We start from the raw sequence: 14738 nt of genomic DNA on the forward strand, positions 1-14738 counted from the left end.
CGATCAGGAATGCGGGGCAAAGACGACCGCCCCGGGGCCCGAGGATTCGGGACGCCCGGGGCGGTCGGAGTGCTTCGTGGAGAAGGGCTACTTCTCGACGACGGCGAGGAGGTCGCGGGCGGAGAGCACGAGGTACTCCTCGCCGCCGTACTTGACCTCGGTGCCGCCGTACTTCGAGTAGATGACCACGTCGCCGACGTTCACGTCGAGCGGGACGCGGTTGCCGTTGTCGTCGATGCGGCCGGGGCCGACGGCGACGACGGTGCCCTCCTGGGGCTTCTCCTTGGCGGTGTCCGGGATGACCAGACCGGAGGCGGTGGTGGTCTCGGCCTCGTTGGCCTGGACCACGACCCGGTCCTCCAGCGGCTTGATGCTGACCTTGGTAGCGGTCGTCACGTCGGTGACGCCCCCTTCGGTGTCGGACGGCTGGTGGATGTGTTGCTGTGGTGCTGATGCTGTGGCACGGGATCCGGGCACCCGCCGTCGCGGGGGTCGGGCGCCAGCCCGTGTCGGTTGGCACTCTACCTATGAGAGTGCCAGCCGCTCAACCCGGTCCCCGTCCCGGGTGACGACGGGCCCCGTCCGCCCGTAGGCCACGCTGTGCCGGTGCACTCCTCCGAGGACCAGGCGGCCGAGACGGTGCGCCAGCTGCGGGCGCTGACCACGCCGGAGGGGGCGGCAGCCCTGACCCGGGCAGCCGCTCTGCTCGACGCCGGTGCCGACGCGGTCGCCGGGCTGACCCGGCTGCGCGCCGAGGTGGGAGCAGACCTCGCCGGACCCGCCTGGGGCATCGCGCGCCAGCGCCAGAAGGCACGGGCGACGTTCGGCGCCGAGGCCGACCGGCTGCTCTTCACCGCCGACACCCTCGAGCAGGCCGGACGCCCCGAGCTGGCCGCCCGGCGCGCGGCCCGCCTGCTGGCCGGGGGCGCGGACTCGGTCGCCGATCTCGGCTGCGCCGCCGGGACCGACACGATCGCGCTCGCCCGCGCCGGTGCCCGCGTGCTGGCGGTCGACGTCGACCCGGTCGCCCGTGAGCTCACCGCCGCCAACGTCGAGGCGCTGGGGCTGGCCGACGACGTCTGGGTGCTCGCCGGGGACGCCGTGGAGCTCGTCGCCGCGGCACGCGGTGGCGAGGTGGCCGGGTGCTCCGCCGCCGTCCTCGATCCCGCCCGGCGTGCCGGTGGCAAGCGGCTGCTGAACCCCGACACGTGGTCGCCGCCCTGGTCGACGGTCACCGCGCTGCTCGAGAGGGTGCCGACGTCGGTGGTGAAGGTGGCGCCCGGCCTCGACCACGACCGCGTGCCGGACGGGGTCGAGGCGGAGTGGGTGTCGGTCGGCGGCTCGATCGTCGAGGCGCTGCTGTGGGGGCCGGCACTCTCGACGACGTGGCGGCGGGCGACGGTGGTGCGGGACGGCGAGGTGCACGAAGTCACCGCGGACGCCGATCCAGGGCACGCGCCGGTCGGGCCGGTTCGGGGATGGCTGCACGAGCCGGACCCGGCTCTGATCCGCTCGGGCCTGGTGTCGCTCGTGGCCGCCGACCTGGGTGCCTCGCTGGTCGACCCGACGATCGCCTACCTGAGCTCGGACGCGGCCGCGGACTCGCCCTGGGTGAGCTCCTACCGGGTCGACGAGGTTCTGCCGTTCAACCTGAAGAAGCTCAGGGGGCTGCTGCGCACCCGCGGCGTCGGCCGGGTGGTGGTGAAGAAGCGGGGCTCCCCCATCGAACCGGAGTCGCTGGCCCGGCAGCTGCGCACGGACGCCCGAGGGACGGCGACCGTCGTCGTCACCCGGGTGGCCGGCGCACCGACCGTCCTCGTCTGCGACCTCACCACCTGAGGGCCACGATGGCCATCGTGGCCCTCAGCGGCTGACGACGGTGATCGGCAGGGCGCTGTCGGCACCCAGGTCGGGGGCCGAGGGTGCGACGCCGGCGGCGACCAGGCGGGAGCCGAGCGCGGCCACCATCGCGCCGTTGTCGGTGCAGAGCTTGGGACTCGGCACCCGCAGCACGATGCCGGCCGCGGCGCACCGCTCCTCGGCCAGCGCGCGCAGCCGCGAGTTGGCCGCCACTCCCCCGCCGAGCACCAGGTGGTCGACGCCGTGGTCGCGGCAGGCGCGCACCGCCTTGGCCGTGAGCACGTCGGCGACCGCCTCCTGGAACGACGCGGCGACGTCGGCCACGGGCACCGGCTCACCGGCCCGCTCCCTGGCCTCGATCCACCGGGCGACGGCGGTCTTCAGCCCGGAGAAGGAGAAGTCGTAGACCGGGTCGCGGGGGCCGGTGAGCCCGCGCGGGAACGCGATGGCGTGCGGATCGCCCTCGCGGGCGGCCCGGTCGATCGGCGGGCCGCCCGGGAACGGCATCCCGAGCACGCGGGCCACCTTGTCGAAGGCCTCGCCCGCGGCGTCGTCGATCGTGCGGCCGAGCGGCTGCACGTCCTGCGCCAGGTCGGGGACCAGCAGCAGCGAGCTGTGCCCGCCGGAAACCAGCATCGCGATCGAGGGCTCGGCCAGCGGGCCGTGCTGCAGCTCGTCCACGGCGACGTGGGCGGCCAGGTGGTTGACGCCGTAGAGCGGCTTGTCGAGCGCCAGCGCGTAGGCCTTGGCCGCCGCGACGCCGACCAGCAGCGCCCCGGTCAGCCCGGGGCCGCTCGTCACCGCCACCGCGTCGACGTCGGACGCCCGCACGCCGGCCTCGGCCAGGGCGCGGTGCACCGTCGGGACCATCGCCTCCAGGTGCGCCCGCGAGGCGATCTCCGGGACGACCCCGCCGAACCGCTCGTGCTCGGCCATGGAGGTGGCCAGTGCGTCGGCGAGCAGGGTGTGCCCGCGGACGATGCCCACGCCGGTCTCGTCGCAGGAGGTCTCGAACCCCAGGACCAGTGGCTCGTCAGCCACGGAGCACCTCCCTCCTCATCACGACGGCGTCGGTGCCGCTCGGTTGGTAGTAGCCCCGGCGCCGGCCGATCTCGGCGAACCCGCGCCGCCGGTACAGCTCCTGGGCCTGCTCGTTGTCCGCGCGGACCTCGAGCAGTACCACGGGGCTGCGCCGCCGGTCTGCCTCGGCGAGCAGCGCGTCGAGCAGCTGGGCGCCGATCCCCTCGCCCTGGCGCGCTCCGGTGACGCCGATGGTGGCCACGTGCGCCTCGTCGTCGTAGGCGATCAGCCCGGCGTAACCGACGACCCGCCCGCCCTCCTCGGCCACCAGGTAGTGCCGGGTGTCGGTCCGCGCCAGCTCGTCGCGGTACATCGCCGCCGTCCAGGTGTCCGGCGCGAAGAGCTCCTCCTCGAGCTCCATGACGGCGGGCAGGTCGGTGAGGCGCATCGGACGCAGGCTCGCCGTCATGACGGGGACACCGGCTTGATCGACGTCGGCGGGACGGCGTCGGGACGGCGCAGGTAGAGCGGCACGAGCGGCGCGGCGGACGCCGGGGCGTCGAGCTGGGGCGTGGCCGTGCGGAGCAGCCCCGCCGTCGTCACCTCCGCGCGCTCGACCGGCTCACCCAGTCGCCCCTCGAAGGCCGGGTCCCCGACGAACGGGCCGGACCGCCCCAGCTCCTCGGGCCGGACCACCCCTGGCCCCTCGATGCGGTTCCCCGCGCTGTCGTAGGCGGCCCAGTAGACCTCCTTGCGCCGCGCGTCGGTGACGACGGTGCGCGCACCGGACCCGACCGCGTCGAGCGAGCAGACCCCGATCACGGGGAGTCCCCGGGCATCGGCCAGCGCCGCGGCGGTCACGATGCCGACCCGCAGCCCGGTGAACGGGCCGGGCCCCAGACCGGTGACGACGGCCTCGACGTCGGCCAGCGTCAGCCCCGCGTCGGCGAGCACACCCCGGATCGCCGGGGTGAGCAGTTCGGCGTGCCTGGTCCCGGAGGGGACGGCGCGCTCGGCCAGGACGTCGCTGCCCTCGGACGACCAGCGGGCCACGCCGGCGACGAGGGTCGGCGTGGCGGTGTCGAGCGCGAGGACGAGCACGGGAGGCCAGCGTAGTGCGCTCCGGCGGACGGGAGAGAATGCCGGGACCGGCGCGGGAGCCGGAGCCGGGATCGCGGTCCCGGATCGGCACATCGGGAGGACGTGGTCGTGGCCCAGGACGACGCGGTGGCACCGGCCCGCCCCGGACTGCTGACCCAGCTCGTCCGGTTCGCGCTGGTGGGCGGCTTCAGCGCGGTCGTCGACCTCAGCGTGTACTCGCTCGGGCTGCACCTCGGCCTCGCCACCTACGTGGCGCGCGCGGTCAGCTTCGTCGCGGGCACGACGACGGCCTACGCCCTCAACCGGCGCTGGGCCTTCCAGGTGACGGGCGGAGCACGCCGGGCGGGGAGCTTCGCCCTGCTCTACGGCACGACGTTCTTCCTGATCCTGGGCGTCAACGCCCTGGCGCTGCTGGTGCTGCCGGAGTCCTCGTGGCGCATCACGCTGGCCTGGGCGATCTCCCAGGGGCTGGGCACGGCCTGGAACTTCGTGATGCTGCGGCTGGTGGTCTTCCGCGACTGAGCGGCGGTCTCAGAGGAAGGGCTGCGGCCGGTCCGGCTGCGCGTCGTCGTCGCGGGTGACGAAGGTGCCCAGGGAACCCTTCTCCGAGAAGGCGGCCCAGGTGTTCAGCGCCGTGATGCCGACGCCCGCGCACCAGAACACCAGGAAGGCGAGTCCACTGCCCTCTGCGTCCCTGAAGGCCGTGATGCCGAACACGAGCATCCCGATGCCGAAGACGATGCCCAGGGCAGCGGCCGGCTTGCTGGGTTTGTAGTTCGTGCGGCGCATGGCGGCGGGGAAACCCTTCGTGACGGCACGTCCTGCCTGGTCAGGCGGGCGTCGGGCCTCCCGCCAGCGGTCATCCTGCACCGCGCCGGCCCGGTCCGCACCCGGGATCAGCCGATCCGCTCCTCCCAGCCGGGGCCGTGCGGGACCAGCAGCACGGCTCGGACGTCGTCGTCCCGCCGCTCCAGCCGGACCTCGAGGTGCTCGTCGGCCAACTGCTCCACCAGGCCCTGACCCCACTCGACGACGGTCACCGAGTCGGCGACGGTGACGTCGAGGTCCAGGTCGTCGACGTCGGCCATCCCGCCGAGGCGGTAGGCGTCGACGTGCACCAGCGGGAGCCGGCCGCCGTCGTGCACCCGGGCGATCACGAACGTCGGCGAGGTGACCGGCTCCCGGACACCCAGCCCCCGGCCGATGCCCCGGGTCAGCGCGGTCTTGCCGGCCCCGAGCGGACCGACCAGGACGACGAGATCGCCGGGGCGGAAGAGGCCCGCCAGCTGGACCCCCAGCTGCTCGGTGTCCTCGACGGTCGGGAGGTCGTGGGCGGCCTTCACGGAGCACCTCCGAGCGAGCCGGCGACGGCGGTGAGATCGGCGAGCAACCCGGCCCGTGGCGCTCCCCGCGGCCCGAACCGGATGGCCGCCGACGGGTGGTAGGTCGCCCAGACCGCCCGGCCGTCGACCTCGTGCGGCCGTCCGCGGACCGCGGCCAGCACCGTCCGCGGGCCGAGGAACCACCTGGCCGACGACAGGCCGAGCGCGACCACGACGGGAGCGTCGAGGAGGTCGAGCTGGCGGCGCAACCACCCGCTGCAACGCGCGACCTCCGGCGCCTTCGGGGTGCGGTTGCCCGGCGGGCGGCACTTGACGATGTTCAGCACGGCCGCCGTGGCGCGGTCGAGACCGGCCTCCCCCAGCAGCTGGTCGAGCAGCATCCCGGACCTGCCCACGAACGGCCGGCCGGTCTCGTCCTCGGTCGCTCCCGGGGCCTCGCCGACCAGGACCAGCCGCGGCCTGCCCGAGGCCGGCACGTCGCCGACGACGACGTGCTGTCGCGTGGCCGCCAGCTCGGGGCAGGCGACGCACGCCCGGGCGGCCCCGGCCAGGGCGGTCCAGTCGGCCGCGGCCTCAGCGGTGCGCGCCACCTCCTCGGCGGACGCGTCCAGCCGCGGCGGTCGGGGGGCGGCCACCGTCAGCGGCCCGCCGGCTTCGCGGCGGCCACGCGCCGCACCAGGGCGGCCAGCGCCTCGCTGACCTCGTCCGGCCTCTCCAGCAGGACCATGTGCCCGGCGTCCGGGACGACGACGAACTCGGCGCTGCCGCCTCCCTCCCGGGTGAGTCGCTCGAGGATCAGCTCGCTGTGCTCCTTGGGGATCATCCGGTCGGCGTCCCCGGTGAGCACGAGGGTCGGGATCGCGCGCAACGGCTCCAGCGAGCCGGTCTCGTCGAGGCCGGCCAGGGCCGGGTAGAACTCCGCGATCACGTCGACCGGCGTCCCGGCGATCATCGCGTCGACGTAGTGCACCAGCGCGGGGTCCACGTCGGCCGAGGCGAACGACAGCGAGCGGGTGAGGACCGAGACGAGGTCGGCGGCCACCCGCCGGGTGCGCTCGGCGAAGGCCGGACGCCGGCGCATCGTCCACGCCGCGAGGGGCAGCGTCACCGCCCGTACGCGCGTGAGGAACTCGGGCATGCCGAAGTTCAGGTCGGCCAGGTTGCCGCTGGAGGTCGAGAGCAGCGCCGCGCCGACGACGCGGGTGCCGAACAGCTCGGGGCGCATCGCCGCCAGGCCCATGATCGTCATGCCGCCCATGGAGTGGCCGACCAGGACCACCGGGCCACGGGGTACCCGCGTCGCGAGCACGGTGGCGAGGTCGCGGGCCAGCTGCTCGATGGTCGAGTGCCCGCTGCTCCCGCGCCCCGACGCCCCGTGCCCGCGCTGGTCGTAGAAGACCAGCCGGGCGGTGGGCCGGTGCCCGTTGGCGGTGGCGAGCCGGGCGCCGAGCGTGCGGCGCTGGAAGGCCCACGAGTGCATGGACAGCGTGTAGCCGTGCACGAAGACGACGGTCAGCGGAGCGTCCCGGGGGCCGACCTCCTCCACGTGCAGCAGCACGCCGTCGTCGGCCCGGACGTGCGCCGTGCGGTCGGCGCGCCGGGCCTCGGCACCTAGGGGGTCGCTGGCCAGCAGCTCCGCGTCCGGCACCGCCGCGAGGTCCGCGGGCCGGGGCCCGGCCACGTCCAGCCGGCGGCGGGCCATCCGGGTGAGCGCCACCCCGGCCGCGGTTCCCGCCGCGGCCAGACCGACGACGGCGCCCACGACTCCGACGGCGTGCGCCGTGTGGTGGGCACGCTGTGGTGCGCGCGCCATCAGACCGCTCCGGCCGTGCCGACGTACCGCCGGACGAACCGCCCCCCGACGCGGGTGACCAGCTCGTAGTGGATCGTGTCGGCGGCATCGGCCCACTGCTGCGCGGTCGGCTCCCCCGCGTCGCCGGGGCCCCACAGGACGACCTCGTCGCCGGCGGCGATCGCGTCGTCGCCGATGTCCAGAACGAACTGGTCCATGCACACCCGGCCGGCGATGGTGCGCTGCGCTCCCGCGGCCAGCACCGGCGCCCGGTTGCCGAGCGATCGGGGCACGCCGTCGGCGTACCCGACCGGCACCAGGGCCAGCGTGGTCTCCCGGTCCGGGGAGTAGGTGTGCCCGTAGGAGACGCCGACGCCCGCCGGCACCCGCTTGGTGAGCGCGACCTGGGCGCGGACCGTCATCGCCGGCCGCAGGCCGTGCCGCGCCGGGTCCCCGCCCATCGGGTCGAGCCCGTACAGGGCGATGCCGGGGCGCACGAGGTCGTACCAGGTGTCGGGCAGCGCGAGGGTCGCCGCCGAGTTGGCCAGGTGCCGCCGGGCGTCGGTGAGCCCGGCGGCGCGCGCCACGGCGACCGCCTCCTCGAAGACCCGCACCTGGGCGCCGATCGTGGGATGCGTGGGTGCGTCGGCGTAGGCCATGTGGCTCCACAGCCCCACGACGGCGACGTCCCCGTCGGCCTGCGCGCGCGCCGCAGCCGCCACGAGGTCGGGCCACTCGTCGGGCGGAGCCCCTTCGCGGGACAGCCCGGTGTCGACGGCCAGGTGCACGCGGGCGGTCCGTCCGGTGCTGCGGGCGGCGGCGGCGACGTCGGCCAGCCCCCATCCGGCGTTCACCGACACCTCGACGTCCGCCGCGAGCGCGGCCGGGTAGTCGGCGTCCGGGCCGTTCAGCCAGGCGAGGACCGGGGCGGTCACCCCGGCCGCGCGCAGCGCGAGCGCCTCGTCGATCACAGCCACACCCAGCTCGTCCGCGCCGCCGGCGAGCACGGCGCGGGCGGCGGGCACCAGGCCGTGCCCGTACCCGTCGGCCTTCACGACGGCCATCAGAGGGCGGGCGACCCGTTCCCGCAGCACCGCGGTGTTCGCGGCGATCGCGTCGAGATCGACCACCACCTCGGCACGGCCGGCCCCCGGATCTGTCGTCACGCGCCCGAGTCTTCCAGCCCGGGCGGCAGCAGCCCCCGCACCCGGCCGATCGCCTCGGGCAGGCACCGCACGAGATCCCCGGCGACGAGCGGCCCGGTCCGGGCGGCGAGCCGCCCCGCCAGGCCATGCAGGTGCGCAGCCACGGCGGCTGCCGCCGCGGTGGACAGCCCCGTCGTCCCCTGCGTCGCCAGGACGGCCCCGGCGATCCCGCTCAGCACGTCGCCGGTGCCGGCGGTGGCCAGCCAGGCGGTGCCCGTGCCGTTGACGAACGTGGTCCCGTCCGGATCGGCGACGACGGTGGCGTCGCCCTTGAGCAGGACGACGGCGCCGAGGTCGGCGGCGAGCGTGCGGGCCGCCGCGATCCGGTCCCCGCCCACTCCGTGTCCACCCGCCCCACCGCCCCGAGCGTCCACGAACCGCTCGAACTCGCGGTCGTGCGGGGTGAGCAGCGTGGGTGCCGACCTCCCGCGGACCAGCGCCGGGTTCCGGGCCAGCAGCGTGAGGGCGTCGGCGTCGACGAGCACCGGGACGTCGCTGTCCAGGACCTCGGCGAGCGCCTCGCGCGCCGCGTCGTCGGTGCCCATGCCCGGCCCGACGACCCACGCCTGCACCCGCCCGGCCTCCGAGGGGCGGCCCTCGGTCACGATCGCCTCCGGCCATGCCGCCCGCACGCCGTCGGCCGCACCGCCGGCGTAGCGGACGAGGCCGGGCCGGGTGCGCAGCGCGGCACCGGTGCAGAGCACCCCGGCCCCGGGGTAGGTGGCCGATCCGGCGACGACGCCGACGACGCCCTGCGAGTACTTGTCGTCCCCGGCCGAGGGCGGCTCGAGCCGGGCGGCGACGTCGGCGTCGGTGAGCTGCCACGCGGTCGCTGCGGGCAGGTGCGGGCCCAGCCCGATGTCGATCAGGTGGACCTGCCCGGCGTGCCCACGGCCCTCGCCCACGACCAGGCCGCGCTTCACCGCTCCGAACGTCACCGTGTGCATCGCGGGGAAGGCCACGCCGTCGACCTCGCCGGTGGAGGCGTCGATCCCGCTCGGGACGTCGACGGCCACGGTGATGCCCGCGCCGTCCGCGGCGGCCCAGGTCAGCTCGACGGCGTCGCGGCGCAGGCCACCGCGCCCGCCGATGCCGAGCATCCCGTCCAGGACGAGGTCGGCCCGGGCGACCAGGTCGTCCACCCCTTCCTCCCCCGCGGCGACGACGCGGCCGCCCGATCGGCGCAGCGCGACGAGCCCGGGCCCGTGCGCCCGGTCGGGGTCGAGCAGGACGGCGGTGACCCGCGCCCCGCGGCCGGCCAGGTGCGCTCCGGCGAACAGCGCGTCGCCGCCGTTGTTGCCGGTGCCGACCAGCAGCGCGACCTGGCGACCGTAGACGGAGCCGAGCAGCCGGCCGCAGACGGTGGCCAGGCCGGTGGCGGCACGCTGCATGAGCGCGCCCTCCGGGGTGGCGGCCAGCACCGGCTCCTCGGCGGCGCGCACCTCGTCGGCGGTGTACAGCCCGATCATCCGTCGTCCCCCCGCGCCTCGTCCGCCCGCTGCACGCCCTCGGCCACGACGACCGCCGAAGCGATCCCGCCGTCGTGGCTGAGCGAGACGTGCCAGGTGTTCACACCGAGCTGGGCCGCGCGGCCCGCGACGCTGCCGCGGACCTCCAGGTGCGGCCGGCCGTGCTCGCCGACGCTGACCTCGGCGTCGTGCCAGTGCAGATCGCCGGGGGCGCCGAGGGCCTTGGCGATCGCCTCCTTGGCAGCGAACCGGGCGGCCAGGGACTCACCGCTGCGGGGCGCTCCCGAGGGGGTGACCTGCTCGGCGGCCGTGAACAGCCGGTCGCGCAGCCCCGGCGTGCGGGTCAGTGACAGCACGAACCGCTCGACCGGCACGACGTCGATCCCGACCCCGATGATCATCGGCTCAGTCTGCCGCGCCACCGGAACCAGCGCCCGACGCCGTCCACCCTCGCCGCAGCGCGTCCTCCCTCACCGCCCACCACGAGGGAGGAGGCGCTGGGATCAGGTCCGCTGATCGTCGCCCCAGCTACTCGACGGTGACGGACTTCGCGAGGTTGCGGGGCTGGTCGACGTCCAGGCCCCGGGTGTCGGCGATCTCGCAGGCCAGCACCTGCAGCGGCACCGTGGTGACCACCGGCGCGAGCAGCGTCGGCGTGCGAGGCACCCGGATCAGGTGGTCGGCGTAGGGGACGACGTCCTCGTCGCCCTCCTCGGCGATCACGATGGTGAGCGCCCCACGGGCCCGCACCTCCTGGATGTTCGACACGACCTTGCCGTGCACCGACTCGCGGCTGCGCGGAGAGGGCACCACGACGACGACCGGCGTGCCCTGGTCGATGAGCGCGATCGGGCCGTGCTTCAGCTCGCCCGCGGCGAAGCCCTCGGCGTGGATGTAGGCGAGCTCCTTGAGCTTGAGCGCGCCCTCCAGCGCGACGGGGAACCCGACGTGCCGGCCCAGGAACAGGATCGTGTCCGCGTCGGCGAGCGACCGGGCGAGCTCGCGCACCGGCTCCATCTCCGCCAGCACCTGGGCGACGGCGTCGGGCAGCTTCCGCAGGTCCTCGACGATCGAGGCGACCTCGTCCTCGAACTTCATCCCGCGCACCTGGGCGAGGAAGAGGCCCACGAGGTAGCAGGCCACGACCTGGGTGAGGAAGCCCTTGGTGGAGGCGACGGCGATCTCGGGGCCGGCGTGGGTGTAGAGGACCGCGTCGGACTCGCGCGGGATGGTCGACCCGTTGGCGTTGCAGATCGCCAGCACCCGGGCCTTCTGGTCGCGGGCGTGGCGCAGGGCCATGAGCGTGTCCATCGTCTCGCCGGACTGGCTGATGACGACGACGAGCGTCGAGCGGTCCAGCACCGGGTCGCGGTACCGGAACTCGCTGGCCACCTCGACCTCGACCGGGATGCGCGTCCAGTGCTCGATGGCGTACTTCGCGATGAGCCCGGCGTGGTAGGCGGTGCCGCACGCGACGACGAAGATCTTGTCGATGTCACGCAGCTCCTGGTCGGACAGCCGCACCTCGTCGAGCACCAGCTCGCCGTGGGCACCCAGCCGGCCCAGCAGGGTGTCGGCGACCGCCTGCGGCTGCTCGGCGATCTCCTTGAGCATGAACCAGCCGTACCCGCCCTTCTCGGCGGCGGCGGCGTCCCAGTCGACGGTGTAGGCCACCGGCTCGGCGGCGGCACCGCCGAAGTCGGTCACGGACACGCCGCGGGTGCGGTCGATCTCGACGACCTGGTCCTGGCCCAGTTCGAGGGCGTTGCGGGTGTGCCCGATGAACGCCGCGACGTCGGAGCCCAGAAAATACTCAGCAGTACCGTCCGCAGTCCTTCCAGAGCCGACGACGAGAGGACTGCTGCGCCGCGCGGCGACGAGGGTGTCCGGCTCGGCGACGTGCGTGGCGACCAGGGTGAAGGCACCCTCCAGACGACGGCAGACCGCGCGCATCGCCTCGGCCAGCCGGCCCTCGCCCTCGGGCGCCTCGCGGTAGGCGGCCGCGAGGAGGTGCGCGGCGACCTCGGTGTCGGTCTCCGACAGGAACTCGATACCGGTCGCCTCGCACTCGGCGCGCAGCGAGGCGAAGTTCTCGATGATGCCGTTGTGGATGACCGCCACGCTCCCGTCGGCGGAGACGTGCGGGTGGGCGTTGCGGTCGGTCGGCCCGCCGTGCGTGGCCCACCGGGTGTGACCGATGGCCGTGGTGGCCGACGGCAGCGGCGTCTCGGCGAGCACCTTCTCCAGGTTCGCCAGCTTGCCGGCCTTCTTCGCCGTCGCCAGCGAGCCGTCCGCCAGGACTGCGATGCCCGCGGAGTCGTACCCCCGGTACTCCAGCCGGCGCAGCCCCTCCAGGACGACGTCCCGGGCGTCCTGCGGGCCGACGTACCCCACGATTCCGCACATTCGTCCGAGCGTACCGGGGGGAACGGCGCGACCGAGCAAAGCGCGGACGCAGCTCGCCCCTCCGGGGCAGGCGATCCGCGCCGGACGTCAGCTGACGTGCGCGACGATCTCGGCCAGCCGGCCGGCCACCGCGTCGGCCTGCTCCTGGGTGGGCGCCTCGACCATCACGCGGACCAGCTGCTCAGTGCCCGAGGGCCGCAGCAGGACCCGGCCGGTGTCCCCGAGCTCCGCCTCCTCCGCGGCGACCGCCTCGGCCACCTCGGCGCTCCCGACCACGGCGTCCCGGTCGGACACCGGGACGTTGACCAGGATCTGCGGCAGCTTGCGCACGACGCCGGCCAGCTCGGCCAGCGGGGCGCCCGTGGCCGCCATCCGCGACATCAGCGCCAGACCGGTGAGCAGCCCGTCGCCGGTGGTGGCGTGGTCGAGGAAGACCAGGTGCCCGCTCTGCTCGCCGCCCAGGCTCAGGCCGCCGGCACGCAGCGCCTCGAGCACGTAGCGGTCGCCCACGGCCGTGGTCTGCACGGCGATGCCGGCGTCACGCATGGCGTGGTGGAAGCCGAGGTTGCTCATGACGGTGGCCACGACCGTCTCGTCCTTGAGCGCGCCCCGCTCGTGCAGGCCCAGCGCGCAGACGGCGAGGATCTGGTCGCCGTCGACGACCTCACCGGCCGCGGTCACGGCCAGGCAGCGGTCGGCGTCGCCGTCGTGGGCGAGCCCCAGGTCGGCGCCCCGCGCGCGGACCGCCGCGATCAGCGGCTCCAGGTGGGTCGAGCCGATGCCGTCGTTGATGTTCCAGCCGTCGGGCTCGCAGCCGATGGCGTGCACGGTGGCACCGGCTCGGCGGTACACCTCGGGTGCGACGCCGGCGGCCGCGCCGTGCGCCCCGTCGACGACGAGGGAGATGCCGCGCAGCGGACGGTCGACGACGCCCAGCAGGTGGTTGACGTAGTCGTCGACCGCACCGGCCAGCGGGCGCACCCGGCCGATTCCGGCGCCGGTTGGCCGGAAGCCCGTGGGATGGCCGTCGGCCACCGCTTCCTCGATCGCCGCCTCGACGGCGTCGGGCAGCTTGTGCCCACCCCGGCTGAACAGCTTGATGCCGTTGTCGGGCATGGGGTTGTGGCTGGCCGAGATCATGACGCCCAGGTCGGCGCCGGTCGATCCGGTCAGGTGGGCCAGGGCAGGCGTGGGCACGACACCGGCGAGGAGCACCTCGGCCCCTGCGCTCGACAGCCCCGCCACGACCGCGGCCTCGAGCATCTCCCCGCTGGCCCGGGGGTCGCGGCCGACGACCGCGACGGGACGCGAGGTCCCGTCGCGGTCGGCGAGCACGCCTGCGGCGGCACGAGCCACCGAGAGCGCCAGCTCCGGCGTGAGGTCGGCGTTGGCACGACCCCGGACGCCGTCGGTCCCGAACAGGCGACCCACGGAGGTACCGGTCAGCGCTTGGAGTACTGGGGCGCCTTGCGGGCCTTCTTCAGCCCGTACTTCTTGCGCTCCTTGACCCGCGGGTCACGGGTGAGGAAGCCGGCCTTCTTGAGGGCCGGGCGGTCCTCGGCCTCGATCTCGATGAGGGCGCGGGCGATGCCGAGGCGGAGCGCGCCGGCCTGCCCGGTGACGCCGCCACCCTTGAGGAGCGCGATGACGTCGTACTGCTCGGCCTTCTCGAGGGTCACGAACGGCTCACGGATGAGCTGCTGGTGCACCTTGTTCGGGAAGTACTGCTCGAGCGTGCGGCCGTTGAGGGTGAACTGGCCGGTGCCGGGCACGAGGCGGACGCGGACGACGGCCTCCTTGCGGCGACCGACGGTCTGGATCGGACGCCCGTCGGCGTCGGTCACGGTCAGAGCGCTGGTCACTGGGCCACCTGCTTGATCTCGTAGTTCTGGGGCTGCTGCGCAGCGTGAGGGTGCTCGGGGCCCGCGTAGACCTTGAGCTTCTTGAGCATCTGACGGCCCAGGCTGTTGTGCGGCAGCATGCCCTTGACGGCGCGCTCGATGACGCGGTCGGGGTGCGTGCGCAGCTGGTCGCCGACGTTGATGGTCTTCAGACCACCCGGGTGGCCGGAGTGCCGGTAGGCCACCTTGTCGTCCCGCTTCGACCCGGTCAGAGCGACCTTGCCGGCGTTGACGATGACGACGAAGTCGCCGACGTCCACGTGCGGTGCGTACTGGGGCTTGTGCTTGCCGCGCAGGAGCTGCGCGGTCTGGCTGGCCAGTCGACCGAGCACCACATCGGTGGCGTCGATGACGAGCCAGGCCCGGTCGACCTGACCGGGCTTAGGGGTGTACGTGCGCACGGCGCTCGTGTCCTCCGTCGTCGTCGGGATGCTGGTGGTTCGCCTCGCCGAGTACGGGAGACGGATCTGCACGCGCGGCACCAGCCGGCACACGCGCCAACCGTGCACCTTACCAGCCCGCCGGCACCCCTCCGCCGGCGCGGACGGGGCGGCTCCCGCCCGGCGGGCCGGACGTTGACAGGCCGCCGTCCCGAGGATGCGATGAGCCCTCGGCCCCGGGACGAGAGGCGGACGGGACAT

17 protein-coding genes are annotated in these 14738 nt (G+C 74.8%); 2 read left to right on the forward strand and 15 right to left on the reverse strand.

Going from position 1 to position 14738, the window contains the following annotated elements; genetic code table 11:
• Positions 1 to 87: 87 nt before the first annotated feature.
• Positions 88 to 396 carry a co-chaperone GroES gene (gene groES, locus BN344_RS10775; protein ID WP_040338505.1) on the reverse strand — a complete coding sequence of 103 codons (309 nt, stop codon included), beginning with the start codon at positions 394 to 396 and terminating at the stop codon, positions 88 to 90.
• A gap of 210 nt (positions 397 to 606) precedes the next feature.
• On the opposite strand from groES, the gene BN344_RS10780 reads away from it, so the two are divergent.
• The gene (locus BN344_RS10780; RefSeq protein ID WP_231486724.1) at positions 607 to 1839 is read left to right on the forward strand and encodes a class I SAM-dependent methyltransferase; all 1233 of its coding nucleotides are present in this window, start codon (positions 607 to 609) and stop codon (positions 1837 to 1839) included.
• Positions 1840 to 1863: 24 nt separating this feature from the next.
• On the opposite strand, the gene tsaD is transcribed toward BN344_RS10780, so the two are convergent.
• From tsaD to tsaB, 3 genes are read right to left on the reverse strand one after another with little or no spacing between them, the layout of a single operon-like run.
• The gene (tsaD, locus tag BN344_RS10785) at positions 1864 to 2901 is read right to left on the reverse strand and encodes a tRNA (adenosine(37)-N6)-threonylcarbamoyltransferase complex transferase subunit TsaD (protein ID WP_040338506.1); all 1038 of its coding nucleotides are present in this window, start codon (positions 2899 to 2901) and stop codon (positions 1864 to 1866) included.
• Positions 2894 to 3328 (reverse strand): ribosomal protein S18-alanine N-acetyltransferase, encoded by a 435-nt coding sequence (gene rimI, locus BN344_RS10790; RefSeq protein WP_231486727.1) that lies wholly within the window; start codon positions 3326 to 3328, stop codon positions 2894 to 2896. The genes tsaD and rimI overlap by 8 nt, the downstream gene beginning before the upstream one ends.
• A 17-nt stretch (positions 3329 to 3345) precedes the next feature.
• Positions 3346 to 3981: a tRNA (adenosine(37)-N6)-threonylcarbamoyltransferase complex dimerization subunit type 1 TsaB gene (gene tsaB / locus BN344_RS10795; protein ID WP_040338508.1), complete on the reverse strand. Its 636-nt coding sequence runs from the start codon at positions 3979 to 3981 to the stop codon at positions 3346 to 3348.
• Positions 3982 to 4089: 108 nt separating this feature from the next.
• Here tsaB and BN344_RS10800 point away from each other — a divergent pair, with 108 nt between their 5' ends.
• A complete protein-coding gene (locus BN344_RS10800) occupies positions 4090 to 4503 on the forward strand; it encodes a GtrA family protein (RefSeq protein WP_197022304.1) in 414 nt (137 codons plus the stop codon).
• Positions 4504 to 4512: 9 nt separating this feature from the next.
• Here BN344_RS10800 and BN344_RS10805 read toward each other — a convergent pair whose 3' ends face one another.
• The 11 genes from BN344_RS10805 to rplM all read right to left on the reverse strand — a co-directional run bounded on the left by BN344_RS10805 (position 4513) and on the right by rplM (position 14591).
• Positions 4513 to 4770 carry a hypothetical protein gene (locus BN344_RS10805; protein ID WP_040338510.1) on the reverse strand — a complete coding sequence of 86 codons (258 nt, stop codon included), beginning with the start codon at positions 4768 to 4770 and terminating at the stop codon, positions 4513 to 4515.
• 107 nt (positions 4771 to 4877) lie between these two features.
• Positions 4878 to 5324 carry a tRNA (adenosine(37)-N6)-threonylcarbamoyltransferase complex ATPase subunit type 1 TsaE gene (tsaE, locus tag BN344_RS10810; RefSeq protein ID WP_040338511.1) on the reverse strand — a complete coding sequence of 149 codons (447 nt, stop codon included), beginning with the start codon at positions 5322 to 5324 and terminating at the stop codon, positions 4878 to 4880.
• Positions 5321 to 5914: a uracil-DNA glycosylase gene (locus BN344_RS10815; protein ID WP_231486730.1), complete on the reverse strand. Its 594-nt coding sequence runs from the start codon at positions 5912 to 5914 to the stop codon at positions 5321 to 5323. Before BN344_RS10815 ends, tsaE begins: the two co-directional genes overlap by 4 nt.
• 47 nt (positions 5915 to 5961) lie before the next feature.
• Positions 5962 to 7137: an alpha/beta fold hydrolase gene (locus BN344_RS10820; RefSeq protein ID WP_040338512.1), complete on the reverse strand. Its 1176-nt coding sequence runs from the start codon at positions 7135 to 7137 to the stop codon at positions 5962 to 5964.
• Positions 7137 to 8282 carry an alanine racemase gene (gene alr, locus BN344_RS10825; RefSeq protein ID WP_040338513.1) on the reverse strand — a complete coding sequence of 382 codons (1146 nt, stop codon included), beginning with the start codon at positions 8280 to 8282 and terminating at the stop codon, positions 7137 to 7139. The genes BN344_RS10820 and alr overlap by 1 nt, the downstream gene beginning before the upstream one ends.
• Positions 8279 to 9790, reverse strand: a complete 1512-nt coding sequence (locus BN344_RS10830) for a bifunctional ADP-dependent NAD(P)H-hydrate dehydratase/NAD(P)H-hydrate epimerase (protein WP_040338514.1) — start codon at positions 9788 to 9790, stop codon at positions 8279 to 8281. Before BN344_RS10830 ends, alr begins: the two co-directional genes overlap by 4 nt.
• Positions 9787 to 10191 (reverse strand): holo-ACP synthase, encoded by a 405-nt coding sequence (locus tag BN344_RS10835; RefSeq protein WP_040339104.1) that lies wholly within the window; start codon positions 10189 to 10191, stop codon positions 9787 to 9789. The genes BN344_RS10830 and BN344_RS10835 overlap by 4 nt, the downstream gene beginning before the upstream one ends.
• 127 nt (positions 10192 to 10318) lie before the next feature.
• The gene (gene glmS, locus BN344_RS10840) at positions 10319 to 12196 is read right to left on the reverse strand and encodes a glutamine--fructose-6-phosphate transaminase (isomerizing) (RefSeq protein WP_081788546.1); all 1878 of its coding nucleotides are present in this window, start codon (positions 12194 to 12196) and stop codon (positions 10319 to 10321) included.
• An 87-nt stretch (positions 12197 to 12283) separates the two neighbouring features.
• Positions 12284 to 13627, reverse strand: a complete 1344-nt coding sequence (gene glmM, locus BN344_RS10845) for a phosphoglucosamine mutase (RefSeq protein WP_040338516.1) — start codon at positions 13625 to 13627, stop codon at positions 12284 to 12286.
• A gap of 11 nt (positions 13628 to 13638) precedes the next feature.
• A complete protein-coding gene (gene rpsI, locus BN344_RS10850) occupies positions 13639 to 14058 on the reverse strand; it encodes a 30S ribosomal protein S9 (RefSeq protein WP_081788547.1) in 420 nt (139 codons plus the stop codon).
• Positions 14055 to 14591, reverse strand: a complete 537-nt coding sequence (gene rplM / locus BN344_RS10855; RefSeq protein ID WP_462475927.1) for a 50S ribosomal protein L13 — start codon at positions 14589 to 14591, stop codon at positions 14055 to 14057. The genes rpsI and rplM overlap by 4 nt, the downstream gene beginning before the upstream one ends.
• Between the last annotated feature and the right edge of the window lie 147 nt (positions 14592 to 14738).

The sequence above is a fragment of the Candidatus Blastococcus massiliensis AP3 genome (assembly GCF_000582785.1).
Classification (GTDB): domain Bacteria; phylum Actinomycetota; class Actinomycetes; order Mycobacteriales; family Geodermatophilaceae; genus Blastococcus; species Blastococcus massiliensis.